The 14,351-nt window shown below is 37.5% G+C and carries 11 protein-coding genes; 9 read left to right on the forward strand and 2 right to left on the reverse strand.

All coding sequences use genetic code 11. From position 1 onward, the window contains the following. The first annotated feature begins 34 nt into the window (after positions 1-34). The 9 genes from paaZ (at position 35) to AACZ92_RS01270 (ending at position 12,296) form a co-directional block, all read left to right on the forward strand. Positions 35-2,542, forward strand: coding sequence for a phenylacetic acid degradation bifunctional protein PaaZ (gene paaZ / locus AACZ92_RS01230; protein ID WP_339696031.1), 2,508 nt, complete (start codon positions 35-37; stop codon positions 2,540-2,542). Between the two features lie 2 nt (positions 2,543-2,544). Continuing rightward, positions 2,545-3,303, forward strand: coding sequence for an enoyl-CoA hydratase/isomerase family protein (locus tag AACZ92_RS01235; protein ID WP_339696034.1), 759 nt, complete (start codon positions 2,545-2,547; stop codon positions 3,301-3,303). A 95-nt stretch (positions 3,304-3,398) separates the two neighbouring features. Continuing rightward, positions 3,399-3,992, forward strand: a complete 594-nt coding sequence (locus tag AACZ92_RS01240) for a transferase hexapeptide repeat family protein (RefSeq protein WP_339696037.1) — start codon at positions 3,399-3,401, stop codon at positions 3,990-3,992. A 15-nt stretch (positions 3,993-4,007) separates the two neighbouring features. Further along, positions 4,008-5,348, forward strand: a complete 1,341-nt coding sequence (locus tag AACZ92_RS01245; protein ID WP_339696040.1) for an AMP-binding protein — start codon at positions 4,008-4,010, stop codon at positions 5,346-5,348. Positions 5,349-5,364: 16 nt separating this feature from the next. Next, positions 5,365-6,663: a dihydrolipoamide acetyltransferase family protein gene (locus tag AACZ92_RS01250; protein WP_339696043.1), complete on the forward strand. Its 1,299-nt coding sequence runs from the start codon at positions 5,365-5,367 to the stop codon at positions 6,661-6,663. 1 nt (position 6,664) lies between these two features. Next, positions 6,665-8,722, forward strand: a complete 2,058-nt coding sequence (locus AACZ92_RS01255) for a thiamine pyrophosphate-dependent enzyme (RefSeq protein ID WP_339696046.1) — start codon at positions 6,665-6,667, stop codon at positions 8,720-8,722. 30 nt (positions 8,723-8,752) lie between these two features. Further along, positions 8,753-10,372: a hypothetical protein gene (locus tag AACZ92_RS01260; RefSeq protein WP_339696049.1), complete on the forward strand. Its 1,620-nt coding sequence runs from the start codon at positions 8,753-8,755 to the stop codon at positions 10,370-10,372. Positions 10,373-10,546: 174 nt separating this feature from the next. After that, positions 10,547-10,675 carry a hypothetical protein gene (locus AACZ92_RS01265; protein WP_339696052.1) on the forward strand — a complete coding sequence of 43 codons (129 nt, stop codon included), beginning with the start codon at positions 10,547-10,549 and terminating at the stop codon, positions 10,673-10,675. 10 nt (positions 10,676-10,685) lie between these two features. After that, positions 10,686-12,296 carry a T9SS type A sorting domain-containing protein gene (locus AACZ92_RS01270; RefSeq protein WP_339696055.1) on the forward strand — a complete coding sequence of 537 codons (1,611 nt, stop codon included), beginning with the start codon at positions 10,686-10,688 and terminating at the stop codon, positions 12,294-12,296. A gap of 124 nt (positions 12,297-12,420) precedes the next feature. Here the strand turns inward: AACZ92_RS01270 and AACZ92_RS01275 are convergent, their stop codons facing one another. Continuing rightward, positions 12,421-13,527 carry a T9SS type A sorting domain-containing protein gene (locus tag AACZ92_RS01275; RefSeq protein WP_339696058.1) on the reverse strand — a complete coding sequence of 369 codons (1,107 nt, stop codon included), beginning with the start codon at positions 13,525-13,527 and terminating at the stop codon, positions 12,421-12,423. 270 nt (positions 13,528-13,797) lie between these two features. Continuing rightward, on the reverse strand, positions 13,798-14,340 hold the full coding sequence (locus tag AACZ92_RS01280; RefSeq protein ID WP_339696061.1) for a DUF4136 domain-containing protein: 543 nt from the start codon (positions 14,338-14,340) through the stop codon (positions 13,798-13,800). Positions 14,341-14,351 lie beyond the last annotated feature (11 nt).

The raw sequence follows: 14,351 nt of genomic DNA on the forward strand, positions 1-14,351 counted from the left end.
TAACTTTTTCAGTTTTACATTTAAAATTTATAAGATGAAAACACAGCATTACATACAAGGCAATTGGACAGAGGGAAAAGGAGAAGGATCGCCTATTCTTGATTCTGTAACTGGCGAACATTTTACGAGTATCACTACGGAAGGGTTAGATATTCCTGAAATTCTTCAGTACGGAAGACAAAAAGGTGATACGCTTCGGAAGATGACGTTTCAGGAAAGGGGATTAATGCTTAAGAAACTAGCGTTTTATCTTCAGAAGAAAAAAAGACAATTCTACGAAGTAAGTTACCGAACCGGTGCAACCAAAGTAGATAGCTGGATAGACATTGAAGGAGGCTTCGGAAACTTGTTTGCAAATGCTTCGCTTCGGAAGTTATTTCCCAATCAGCCATTTCATGTAGAAGGAGATCCGGTCGATTTATCACGTGGCGGGCGTTTTATGGCTCATCACATTATGGTACCTCGCGAAGGAGTGGCAGTTCATATTAACGCCTTTAATTTCCCAGTTTGGGGAATGCTAGAAAAGTGTGCAGTAAATTGGATGGCAGGAATGCCCGCAGTTGTGTTGCCGGCACCACAAACAGCGTATTTAACCGAAGCTGTTGTGAAAGAAATTATCGCTTCAGGAATTTTACCAGAAGGATCATTACAGTTAATTAGCGGAACTGCTAAAAACATTTTAGATACAGTAGAATCGCAAGACGTCGTATCGTTTACAGGTTCGGCAACTACTGGAAAAATATTGAAGAAACATGCAAGGTTAATTGAAGAATCGGTTCCGTTTACTATGGAAGCAGATTCATTAAACGCTGCTATTTTAGGAGAAGATGCCGTTCCTGGAACACCAGAATTTGATCTTTTCATTAAAGAAGTCCGAAATGAAATGACCGTTAAATGTGGTCAAAAATGTACGGCGATTAGACGGGTTATTGTGCCAGAAAACTTAGTGGAGGATGTTCAAATAGCGTTAGGCAAGCAATTGGATAAAGTTACCATTGGCGATCCTCGCTTAAAAGAAGTTAGAATGGGCGCTTTGGTTAACGATGCACAACGGACTTCAGTAAAAGAACAAATTGAAAAAATAACGAAAACAGCGCAGATTGTGTATGGTGATTTTGATGAAGCTAAAACAGTTGGAGCTGATGCTAAAAAAGGATCGTTCGTAAAACCAATTTTACTTCGAGAAGACAATCCTTTTGCCAATGAAGCGGCTCATATCACTGAAGCATTTGGTCCGGTAAGTACCATTATGCCTTATAAAACATTGGACGATGCGATTAAGCTTTCCAAAATGGGGAAAGGTTCATTGGTAAGTTCGATTGTTACCAATGACGATAAAATTGCAAAAGAATATACCGTTTCCGCAGCTACACATCACGGTCGTATTTTAATTTTGAATCGGGAAAGTGCGAAGCAAAGCACAGGTCACGGTTCGCCATTGCCTAATTTAATTCACGGTGGCCCTGGTCGTGCCGGTGGCGGTGAAGAAATGGGTGGTGTTCGTGGTGTAAAACACTACTTACAGCGTTGTGCCATTCAAGGTTCGCCAACTTCACTTACGGAAGTTACCGGTATTTATCAACCAAAATCGGCTTACAAAGAATCTGAAAAACACCCTTTTGCATATCATTGGGAGGACATAAAACCTGGTATGTCGTTAAAAACCCATAAACGAACCCTAACCGATACCGATATTATTAACTTCGGAAACTTAACGTGGGATCATTTCTATGCGCATACCGATATCACTTCTTTAGAAGGAAGCATATTTGAAAAAAGAACAGCGCACGGTTATTTTATTATTTCCGCAGCTGCAGGATTGTTTGTCTATCCAAACAAAGGCCCAGTAGCAGCAAACTATGGGTTAGAGGACATTCGCTTTTTGCGTCCGTTGTACCACAATGATACGGTGTATGTTCGTTTAACGTGTAAGCAGAAAGTAGACCGAGAGCAAAAAGGAACCGAATTGCCTTCCGGAATTGTAAAATGGTATGTTGAGGTATTCGATGCTGAACCGGATGAAGACCAAGAACCGTTGGTAGCGATAGCAACTATTTTAACGATGGTTCAGAAAAAGCAAGAGACATTTGTTGAAATGACCGATAAAAAAATCAATGAATGTTTGTCAAAATTAACTGCAGATGCTAAACCAAAATGGGGCATCATGACGCCTCAACATATGGTAGAGCATTTAGAATACTCTTATAAAATTACTTCCGGTGAAATTCAAGACTTTGAAATTGCTACACCGGAAGAGATTTTAGAAAAGGTACATGCAAGCTTATATAACTATAAAAAATTTCCAAAAAACTCTCAATTTCCAATGCTTGAAAAAGATAAATTGGATGATTTAAAACATCCAGATTTAGAAACGGCCATTGAGAAATTCAAAGAGCAACGCGAAAAGTATATCAAATTTTTTAAGGAGAATCCCGACGCTAAATTAAAGAATTTAGTTTTTGGAGAACTCAACAAATACGAATCGTATTTATTGGAGAGAAAACACCTTAATCATCATTTTGAACAATTTAGATTAATATAATTATGTCAGAACAACAACCATACGTAAAACATACCATAGAAAAAGGAATAGCAACGATAGAATTTTTTCACCCTGCTCACAATTCACTACCAGGAGATATTCTTGCAAAACTCGCAAATACCATCACTGAAATGGGTCAAAACGATGAGGTTTTGGTACTTGTTGTAAAAAGTGGAGGCGATAGAACTTTCTGTGCAGGAGCCAGTTTTAAAGAGCTTATCTCTATCGAAAATGAACAAGAAGGCGAAAAATTCTTTAGTGGTTTTGCTAATGTAATCAACGCGATGCGCAAATGCCCTAAGTTTATTATTGGTCGTGTTCAAGGAAAAACCGTCGGTGGCGGTGTTGGTCTAACAGCAGCGATGGATTATACAATGGCAACTAAGTTTTCAGCTATAAAATTGAGTGAGCTGAACCTAGGTATTGGTCCTTTTGTGGTAGGTCCTGCAGTACAACGAAAAATTGGAGCCAGCGGGATGTCGCAAATAGCAATCGATGCCAATTCATTTTATTCACCAGAATGGGCGAGAGATAAAGGTTTATTTACCAAGGTTTTTGAAACGACCGAAGAGCTAGACGAAGAAGTGCAAGCTTTAGCAGAACAACTTTGCGGCTACAATCCCGAAGCAGTAAAAGAAATGAAACAAATGTTCTGGCGAGGAACCGAAGATTGGGATGAATTATTAAAAGAACGTGCCAAAATAAGCGGGCGCTTAGTGCTTTCTTCCTTTACAAAAGAGAAACTAAAACGTTTTAAATAAACTGAAAAATGTAGAATGTAAAACCGAAAAATTTATAATTATAAAGTATTTATAGGACTTTTACATTTTTCATTTAAAATTTATCATTCTTACTTATGATTTACAGCTTTAAAGGTCACATACCCGTAGTTCACGAAAGCAGTTTTGTACATCCGTTGGCAGCAGTCACTGGCAATGTAATTATTGGTAAAAACTGTTACATAGGGCCTGGAGCGGCTATTCGTGGCGATTGGGGTGAAATTATTCTGGAAGATGGTGTAAACGTTCAGGAGAACTGCACGGTACATATGTTTCCTGGTAAAAGTATTGTGCTTAAACAAAGTGCACACGTAGGTCACGGTGCCATTATTCACGGCGCTAACTTAGGGCGTAATTGTTTAATTGGTATGAACAGTGTGATTATGGATGATGCTGAAATTGGTGACGAATGTATAGTTGGCGCTATGGCGTTTGTAAAAGCAGAAACGGTATTTCCAAAACGAAAATTGATAGTTGGTAATCCTGCAAAAGCTATTAAGGATATTTCAGACGAAATGATAGACTGGAAAACAGCTGGAACACGCTTATACCAGCAATTACCTACCGACTGTCACGAGAGTTTGAAAGAAGTAGAACCCTTACGGGAAATTCCGAAGAACAGACCTAATCAGGAAGATTTTTATAAGACATTGAGTGACTTCAGAAAATAATAATAAATAGATTATATGTTTAACAAAGAAATAGAGACACTTCCTTTAGAAAAACTACGGAAATTACAGAGTGAACGTCTGGTGAGCTTAGTAAACCGGGTTTATAAGAATGTTCCATTTTATAAGAATCAATTTGACGAAAAAGGTGTGGATATTTCTAAAATACGATCTATAGCCGATATTCATAAACTTCCTTTTACTAAAAAAACAGATTTACGGGATCAGTATCCTTTTGGGTTTTTAACGCTTCCTCAAGATAAATTAGCACGCATACACTGTTCAAGCGGAACTACGGGTAAGCCTACAGTCGTTGCTTATATAAAGAAAGATTTAGAACTTTTTTCCGAAGTAGTAGCAAGATCTTTGGCGGCTGGTGGGGCAAAACCGGGGATGAAAATGCATAATAGCTATGGCTATGGACTTTTTACTGGAGGAATCGGTATTCATTATGGAGCAGAGAAATTAGGTATGACTGTTGTTCCTGTTTCAGTAGGCATGACAGACAGACAAATTAGGTTGCTACAAGATTTTCAACCTGAAGTAATTTGCTGTACCCCATCCTATGCACAAACTATTGCTTTTGAATTAGAAAAAAGAAATCTATCAGTTTCCGATCTTAACTTAAAATATGCCATATTAGGTGCAGAACCTTGGACCGATGTTATTAGAAAAGATATAGAAACCTCTTTGGGTGTAAAAGCAACCAATATTTATGGTCTTAGTGAAATTATAGGGCCTGGAGTTTCACAGGAGGCCTATAATGAGCGTGGTACCGGTAGCTATGTTTGGGAAGATCATTTTTATCCAGAAGTGGTAGATAAAGATACGGGAGAGCCGCTTCCATATGGAGAAGAAGGTGTTTTGGTGTTTACGACCTTAACAAAAGAAGCCATGCCGTTTCTTCGATACTGGACAAACGATATTTGTAGTCTTTCGTACAACGAAAGTAGTTCTCGAACACATATAAAAATGAGTACTATTAAAGGGCGTGCAGACGATATGTTAATTATTAGAGGTGTAAATCTATTTCATACACAAGTAGAAGAGGTATTTAAAGAATACACCCAATTAGCTCCCAGTTATCAATTAGTTGTTACAAAAGAAGGATTGTCAGACCGCGTTGAAGTAAAAGTAGAAACAAATCTTGAGTTTCAACAAGAATTGGGCTATGGCAATGGATTTACAAAAGAGGATACAGGTAATAATGCACAACTGGTTTCAATTTCTAATAAGCTGCAAAAAAATATTAAAGACACAGTCGGGTTGAGTATGAACGTAACCTTAAATTGTTATGGCGAAATACCTAAAAGCGAAGGAGGCAAACTCAAACGAATTATTGATTTACGAAACTCATAAAAAACAGAAATAAAATATGCCTAAGCAGGAATTTAAGATGCCCAAAATGGGTGAAAGTATTACTGAAGGAACTATCATTAATTGGTTAGTAAACGAAGGCGATTCTTTTGAAGAAGGCGATATTCTTTGTGAAGTAGCAACCGATAAAGTAGATAATGAAGTGCCAGCGCCTGCTTCTGGTATTATGATTGAACATATAAAAGCTGCACAAGAAGTAGTTCCTGTAGGGGATGTAATTGCTATTTTAAATCTTTCAGAAGAAAAGAGTTCCTCTAAAAAGTCAAAGACGGCTAAAAAACCTGAAACTTCAAAAAAGAAAGAAGTCCAGCCTTCTGTTTCCAAAGAAGCAAAAAGCAATAAAGCAAACGCATCTTTAGCATTTAGGGTAAACGAAAATGTATTTATAAGTCCGTTAGTAGAAAGTATAGCTAGAAATAATCACATTAGTTACGAAGAATTGGCTAGAATTCCTGGTACTGGCAAGGAAGGTCGTCTTCGTAAAAGCGATGTGATTACCTATATTGAAGAAGGGCGCCCGTTTAAGTTTGCACAACCCGTACCTGAAGTTTCAGGCTTTCAGGTTCCCGATTTAAAATTTGATAAAGGAACTGGTAAAATAGTTGAAATGGATCGCATGCGCCAAATGATTTCAGATCATATGGTTTTTAGCGCAACAACGGCACCACACGTAACTGCTTATGTAGAAGCAGATTTGACTGATATGGTACATTGGCGAAATGCGAACAAGGTTGCTTTTAAAGAAAAGCACAATGAAAAGCTGACGTTTACACCGCTTTTTATTGAAGCAGTAGCAAAAGCGATTCAAGATTTCCCAATGATTAATTCTAGTCTTGATGGGAAAAACATTATTGTAAAAGAAGAAATAAATATAGGGATGGCAACCGCTTTACCTTCCGGAAATTTAATCGTTCCAGTTGTAAAAGAAGCCGATAAAAAAGATTTAAAAGCCCTTGCTGAAAAAACCAATGAGTTAGTAGGAAAAGCCAGAGATAACAAGTTGAAAGGTGATGATGCCAAAGGTAGTACGTTTACAATTAGTAATGTGGGAACCTTTGGAAGTCTAATGGGAACCCCCATTATCAATCAACCGGAAGCAGCTATTTTAGCTACTGGAATTATAAAAAAACGAGCCGAAGTTATGGAACGTGAAGACGGAGATAGTATTGAAGTTCGACACATGATGTATTTATCATTATCCTTTGATCATCGCATTGTAGATGGATATTTAGCCGGCTCTTTTTTAAGAAGAGTGGCTGATAATATGGAGCAATTTGATACAAAAAGAAAATTTTAAGATGAAGAAGATTTCAAAAGATATATTAAAGAAAGCATTTAAAAATTTAGTGACGGCTAAGTCTTTGACCGAGTTGTATGAAGAAAATTTTAAAACGGTTTCAAAATATGTACACGCAACTTCGCGAGGGCATGAAGTGATTCAAACCGCCCTTGGGATGCAGCTAAAGCCCCAAGATTATGCCTTTCCGTATTATCGTGATGATTCTATTTTATTATCAATAGGGATAAAACCGTACGATTTAATGCTGCAAGTCTTGGCAAAAAAAGACGATCCCTTTTCAGCTGGGCGAACGTATTATTCACACCCAAGTTTGCGGGATGATGATAAACCTAAAATACCGCATCAAAGTAGTGCAACAGGAATGCAGGCTATTCCGGCAACTGGAGTGGCGATGGGGATGTGGTACAAAGAGACTGAAAACTTACATAATAAAGATGAGGAGCAACCTTTTGTGGTTTGTTCTTTAGGTGATGCTTCTGTAACGGAAGGTGAAATTGCAGAAGCCTTTCAAATGGCGGCTTTAAAGCAATTACCCATTTTGTATTTAGTGCAAGATAATGGTTGGGATATTTCAGCAAATGAAGCCGAAACGCGCGCCCAAAATGCCTATGAATACGCTGCGGGGTTTCATGGTTTGGAAGCGGTTTCTATAGACGGGACTGACTTTGAAGAAAGCTACAATACCCTTCAAGAGGTAATTTCAAAAATTAGAACGGAGCGTCGCCCGTTTTTAGTTCACGCTAAAGTTCCGTTATTGAATCACCATACATCGGGTGTTCGGATGGAATTTTATAGAGATGATCTGGATGAAGCAAGGTCTCGTGATCCATATCCAAAGCTTAAGAAGTTATTATTGGATAATGATTTTTCTGAAAAAGAACTTTCAGAACTAGAAACTGACATTCAAAAATCGGTTCAAAAGGATTATGAAAAAGCTTTAAAGGCTGAAGATCCTAAACCGGAAGACTTATTTACACACGATTTTGCGCCTACCGAAATTACTGAAGAAAAAGGAGAGCGATCACCAGAAGGTGGTGAAAAAGTAGTGATGGTAGATTGTGCCTTATTTGCAATTGAAGAGTTGATGGGTAAACACAAAGAGTGTTTGTTGTACGGACAAGATGTAGGCGGTCGTTTAGGAGGCGTGTTTAGGGAAGCGGCTACCTTGGCACAAAAGTTTGGTGATAACCGTGTATTTAACACCCCAATACAAGAGGCTTTTATCGTAGGTTCTACGGTTGGGATGAGTGCTGTTGGCTTAAAACCCATCGTTGAGGTTCAATTTGCCGATTATATTTGGCCAGGACTGAATCAATTATTTACCGAAGTAAGCCGAAGCAACTATTTATCTAACGGAAAATGGCCAGTATCGATGATTCTTCGCGTGCCTATTGGTGCGTATGGTAGCGGTGGTCCGTATCACTCTTCTTCGGTAGAAAGTGTGGTGACGAACATTCGTGGACTTAAAATTGCGTACCCAAGTAACGGTGCTGATTTAAAAGGCTTAATGAAAGCGGCTTATTACGATCCTAACCCAGTGGTTATTTTTGAGCACAAAGGATTATACTGGAGTAAAGTAAAAGGAACTAAAGGTGCTACATCTCTAGAGCCAGCAGAAGACTATGTATTGCCGTTTGGGAAAGCGTGGTTGCTACAAGAAATCTGGAAACAAGAAGATGAAGAAACCCTTTCCATCATTACCTACGGGATGGGGGTACATTGGGCGGTTAATGCTTCGGCGGAATTAGGAATGGAAGACCGTATTGAAATAGTTGATCTTAGGACGTTACATCCATTGGATTATGAAACGGTATTCAAGTCGGTAAAAAAATGCGGAAAATGTTTGGTGGTAACCGAAGAACCTTCAGATAATAGTTTTTCAAGAGCCTTGCAAGGTAGAATTCAAGAAGAGTGTTTTCAGCAATTAGATGCACCCGTTATGATAATTGGTAGTGAAAATATGCCTGCAATTCCATTAAATTCAACGTTAGAAGAAACAATGATTCCTTCTACTGAAAAGGTGAAAGCTAAAATTGAAGCATTATTGAATTATTAAATTTCTGTATCTTTCGAGGTAATTTTTATTATGTTGCTTCGAATACTTTTTATTTTCCTAATTACTTTTTCAGGAATGGCTCAAGAGCCTGTTTCTGTATTGGTAGATAGTTTAGCTAATGCTTCCTCAGAAGTTGAAAAGTCTAAAATTAGTGTGTCTATAGCTTCTCAATTAAAGAATGATGATTGGGATCGTGCGTTATACTATTTAAATATTGCCAAAAAGAGTGCTGTCAATTCAGGTTCTGAAGAAGTAATAGCCAATTATTATAATGCAGCTGGAGACCTTTTTTTTAGTAAAGATGCGCTCGATATTGCATTGAAATATTACCTAAAAGCGTACGATCATTACCAAAATCAACCCTCTTCTGATTTAGCTATAACTCTTGAACAGAACCTAGCAGTAACCTACGGGAGAATTAAAGAGCCGGAAAAAGCACGTTTCTTTTTTAAAAAACTCTATGGTTACGCGGAGAAAGAAAACGACACGGTTCTGTTAGCAAAAATATTGAATAATTTAGGGACTAGCTATTTAAACTCCCAAGTTGATTCGGCTAGTTATTTTTATAAGCGTTCAGAAAAATTATTAAAAAAGGTCCCGGGTGAAACGTATTTGAAAGCGTATCTTAATGGTAACTTAGGAAGGGTTTATTTTTTAAAAGACAGTTTGCAAAAAGCACAAAAGCATTTTGCTTTAGCAACAAATTATATAGAAAAGGATACTAGTCAGCGGTCTCAGTCTAAAGGGTGGATTTATAATTCGGTTGCTACGTATTACGAAAAGATATATCAATTAGATTCTGCCATCGTTTACGCTACAAAAGCCAATAAATCACTAGCCGAAAGTAAATTTAGCTTCGAAAATCAAGCAGCTCTGCAAACCCTTTATAAAAATTATCTAGAAAAGAAGGATTATAAAAACGCTGCAGAATACTTTCAGAAATATGATCAAGTAAGGGATAGTTTAAATATAGAAGAAAAGACGGCCAATGTTGAAAAAATAAAGATTGAACAAGAATATAAAACCAAGGAAGAAATCCGTGATTTAAAGGAAGGCAAGCAGCGGTTTAGAAATTACATTATTCTTTTAATTCTTCTTGCTGGCTTGTTGTTATTAGGCATTTTATTGGTGCGTTTTAGAAATAAATTGAGAAACACCAAACTTGAAAAACAATTAGCGGTTGCCAAGCAAAAAGAGCTCGACAGCAATCTTCAGTTAAAAAATAAAGAGCTAATAGGTAAGGCTATGGTAGAAATACACCGTACCGAAATTATCGAAGAGATTCTACAAGACCTTAAAGAAGTTAAACGTAAAGCTGCTAAAAAGGAAACGCAACAAGCTATTGATTATATCGCCAAGCGATTAAAGCGTGATACAAATAGTAATATTTGGGAAGAATTTGAAATGCGCTTTGAACAAGTTCACGAATCTTTCTATAAAAGCCTTTCCAAAAAACACCCCGATTTAACTTCAAAAGATAAACGTTTGTGTGCTCTGTTAAAACTAAATCTAACTTCAAAAGAGATTGCACAAATTACAGGACAATCTTCAAAATCTATTGAAAATGCCCGCACACGACTTCGGAAAAAATTAGAAATCACCCACTCTGATGTTGAATTATCTGCTTACTTGTCAAGCTTCGGACAATAAAGGGTATAAATTTACAAGAATATAAAGTATTTGAAAATCAAATAATTAAAATTATTTGAGTGCTAATTCTATGGTTATTTTTTAGCTATGAGTGATTTTAGTAGGTCTAAATATTATGTGTAGCTCTAAGCAGCGCATACATTTGAAAAAGTTTTGAAACCCAAAACGAAAAAAATGAAAAAGAAAGATCAAGAAGATAATTTGGATGAGTTATTAGAAAATAGCAAAGACAAAAAGAACGCTTTGAAAAAGCTTATCAAAGAATTGAATAAAAACGATAAAACTAAACCAAAATCTAATTAAAATGAAACATATGAAAACGATTATTACACTTTTTACTTTGTTAACAGTTTTTGTTGCCCAAGCACAATGGACAACCGAAACTGATATGAACACCTTGGTTGCAGAATCTGAAGCACTTGATATGCAGGCCAAAGGCACTTCTGATGGAATGACTTATGTGGTTTTCTGGAAAAACGTAGGAGCACCCACCAATATTGAGTTACGCATGCAAATTTTAGATGCAGACGGAAACCAAACCCTTGGTACAGATGGGATGTTAGTGAGCGATCAAATACCAATGGGAACCTTTACAGTATTATGGAATATGGTTGTTGATGCTGACGACAATTTATATATAGGTGTTACTGGTACCGGTGGTGGCGACCCCGCTTATGTATTTAAGTTTGATAGCGATGGAAACTCCTTATGGGATTCAAATGGAGTAAATGTTGGTAGTGGTAATAAAGTAACTATTTTACCACTATCTAATGGAGATGTTATAATTAGTTGGTTGGCTTCAACCGGAACTGTAATGCAAAAGTATGATGAGACAGGAAGTGCAATTTGGCCCTCAACTATGCCTATAGCGTTAGAATCAGGATTTACAGCGCCTGCAAACTTCTTTGAGATTTCGGGAGGTGATATAATCGCTGTTTTCCATTCATTACTAAGTGGTATAAACTCAAATTTATATGCTCAACGGTATGATGCAGACGGTAATGCAGTTTGGGCGGAAGCTACTCAGCTAGCTGAAGGCTTAACTGCTTTTAATCGTAATTATGCGGGAACACAGGATGGAGATGTGGTGTATATGAGCTATTTTTCTGCTGCAAACAACCGTTTTGATTCATTTTTACAGCGCATTAGCCCTGATGGAACACTTCCATGGGGAATTAACGGAGTTGATTTTGATGTAGAACAAACAGACTATGAGATGAGTACGGAGGTTGCATTTCAACCTGGCTCACAATATGTTTGGGCTATATCAACCTTTACAAATAGCGTACAAGATCAATATGGTGAATTTGTCCAAAAATTTGATAAAGAAACCGGTGCAAGACAGTTTACCGATAACGCTAAAGAGGTTTTCCCGCTTGGTTCAGAAAAAGTGCACGCCGGAAGTCTTTACTTAAAAGATGACAGTCCACTTTTCCTTAACAAAGAGGGAGCTGATAATGGAGCAACACCAACGACATTAAATTCGGTTTACGTTGATGAGAATGGTAATTTTGTTTGGGCAGAAGAAACAATGCCTATCGCTACCTTTTCAGCAAATAAAGGCCGTGTACAATATACAATGCCAGTAAATAACCAAAGCGTAGCGGTTTTTATGGAAGACAAAGGGGACGGATCTAAAATATATGCCCAGAATGTTGTAGATGAAGAACTGAGTGTAGAGGAATTTTCAAATGCATCATTTACTTATACCAACCCGGTGCAAAATGAAATAACACTTAACAGTACCGTAGCTATCGAGCAAGCTGCAATATACAATATGTTAGGTCAACAGGTTGTCAATAAAACTTACAACGGAACCACTCAAATAAACATTGATGTTCAAAGTTGGACTCCTGGGATATATATTATGCAATTGAAAACCGGCAACGGGCTTTCAAAAAGTATAAAATTGGTTAAAAACTAAAGTACTCCTCAGTTTTATTTTCAGAAGGCTGTTCTATTGTAGGGCAGCCTTTTTGTTATTACCACTAAAAAAAGAGAAGTGCCTAAACACTTCTCTTTAGAATACTAAACAAAAAAAACAAATATTATAACTTGATTAGCTTTACAGATTCAACAGCTGTTCCTGCTTGCACTTTAGCAATGTAATTTCCTGCTGCAAGTCCGGATATGTCGATGGTTAGGTTATTGCTATTTTTTCCAGATATTTGCTTTACCTCTTGACCCAATATGTTGTAAATACCGATATTAGAAATTACTTCTTTTGAATCAAAGGTAACAACTCCACTTGTTGGGTTAGGAAACATGGTAACGCTAGCTGCCACCAATTGGTTTTCTTCAACACCCAATACTTCTCGATCTGCTATTATAATATCAAAGGCTAGGTTTTCAGGGATTGCCACAGTGGTGTCTTCACAATAGATAGTCCAGTTGCTGCCATTGTACCAAACGCTCAAATTTGCATCTAAGCTCACTTGTGTGTCAGGACCGTTAACGCCCCAGTAATGACTAAACACAAAAGCACCGTCTGGGTTTCCGTTCAAGTCTGGATGATCTATGGTTGTAATATGCCCGCTTGTATTGGCGGCCGATGCTACATGAGTAGTACGATTTGTACCAGTTCCACCTGTTTTCAATATTTTAAAGGCTGCTCCATCGGGAATTGTTGTTGTACCTTCTTCATAAATACCACGTTTGTCCAATGCTGTATCGTAATAAAACCCAAATTGATTGTCATTGCGTTCGCTGTTGGGGTTGTAGTAAGTTGAAAACACGGCATACGGTCCTGGGTCGCTTCCATTAAAATCTGGGTCGTCAATTACGGTAGTATAGCCCCCAAAAGATCCTTGGTTCCCTACTGTAGCGATATGGGTTATAAAATTTGATGGGTCGCCAATATAGACATTGTAACTGCTATTTTCTACCATGGGCGATGAATCTTCATTGTAGATGGTCCATTTATTTTGCGTGGAACTGTAAAACAGCCCAGTTGCGCGATCGTTGTAAACACCCAATGGAGAGAAATTGTGCACTTCCAATATACCAGCACTGGGGTTACCGTTAAGGTCGGGATGATCAATAAAAGTGGCATCGGCTGAAATGTTTTCTGTCGTGGCGGTATGCACAAAGATTTTATCTTGTGCAAGTACTGCTGTAAAAAGCAGCATCCCTAAAAAAGTAAAAATTGTTTTCATAATACTAAGTTTTAAATTGTTCATTAAATTACTGTCATCAAAAGTAGCGCGCACTGTTTTGATTTTCAGCAGGTGAAGACTTGTAGTTGCCTGGGGCAATACCCTCTTTTTTTAAGGGGTCAATATCATTGAAACAAATTTATAGGTAGAAAAGAGGTAGTACTATTACCAATGTAACAAAGTGTATAACGTATGTAACATAGGTGGGTTTTATAGGAAATAGCTTAGAAAAGTCATAAAAAAAAGCCCTCGATTTTCGAGGGCTTTTTTTTATTGTTGCATTGCTCCGGGGGGATATTCCGCTAAAATTTCATTTACAATTTCTCGAATGCGTTCTTCTTTGTCGTCAATATTACCACTTGTAATAAGGCGAGCACTGCCTATCCCTTGCCACACTAGTTCGTTGGTTTTTGCATCAATAAGGTCTATATAAAGGCTCCCTTCAGTAGAACGGGAAACTGTATTTCCAGAATATCCTCCATAATACCATGGATTCCAACCCCAACCGTAGCCAAAGTTATTGTTATATACATCTACACGTTCATTCTCTTTTGTAAAAATACTTACCAAAAGATCGGCCGATTTGTTTTTGGATAGTCCTTTAGCAGCTAATTCGGCATCGATAGCACGGAGGATACGTTTTTTATCTAAATCGTTTATTTCTGCTTTATCAATACCAGGTTTATAAAACGCAAAGGTATTGTAACTGTTAAAATCTGCTTTTCTATCGTAGTCGGTTGCAACTCTTACAGAGGTACAAGAAGCTACAAAAGCAAATAAGAGTAGAAGGGGTATAAATTTTAATGCTTTCATAATTTATTGTT

The sequence above is a fragment of the uncultured Marixanthomonas sp. genome, assembly GCF_963974425.1.
Taxonomy (GTDB): domain Bacteria; phylum Bacteroidota; class Bacteroidia; order Flavobacteriales; family Flavobacteriaceae; genus Marixanthomonas.

Coding starts and splice junctions, on each gene's coding strand:
- paaZ (WP_339696031.1), top strand. CDS start 35: ATGAAAACACAGCATTACATACAAGGCAATTGGACAGAGGGAAAAGGA.
- AACZ92_RS01235 (WP_339696034.1), top strand. CDS start 2,545: ATGTCAGAACAACAACCATACGTAAAACATACCATAGAAAAAGGAATA.
- AACZ92_RS01240 (WP_339696037.1), top strand. CDS start 3,399: ATGATTTACAGCTTTAAAGGTCACATACCCGTAGTTCACGAAAGCAGT.
- AACZ92_RS01245 (WP_339696040.1), top strand. CDS start 4,008: ATGTTTAACAAAGAAATAGAGACACTTCCTTTAGAAAAACTACGGAAA.
- AACZ92_RS01250 (WP_339696043.1), top strand. CDS start 5,365: ATGCCTAAGCAGGAATTTAAGATGCCCAAAATGGGTGAAAGTATTACT.
- AACZ92_RS01255 (WP_339696046.1), top strand. CDS start 6,665: ATGAAGAAGATTTCAAAAGATATATTAAAGAAAGCATTTAAAAATTTA.
- AACZ92_RS01260 (WP_339696049.1), top strand. CDS start 8,753: ATGTTGCTTCGAATACTTTTTATTTTCCTAATTACTTTTTCAGGAATG.
- AACZ92_RS01265 (WP_339696052.1), top strand. CDS start 10,547: ATGAAAAAGAAAGATCAAGAAGATAATTTGGATGAGTTATTAGAAAAT.
- AACZ92_RS01270 (WP_339696055.1), top strand. CDS start 10,686: ATGAAAACGATTATTACACTTTTTACTTTGTTAACAGTTTTTGTTGCC.
- AACZ92_RS01275 (WP_339696058.1), bottom strand. CDS start 13,527: ATGAAAACAATTTTTACTTTTTTAGGGATGCTGCTTTTTACAGCAGTA.
- AACZ92_RS01280 (WP_339696061.1), bottom strand. CDS start 14,340: ATGAAAGCATTAAAATTTATACCCCTTCTACTCTTATTTGCTTTTGTA.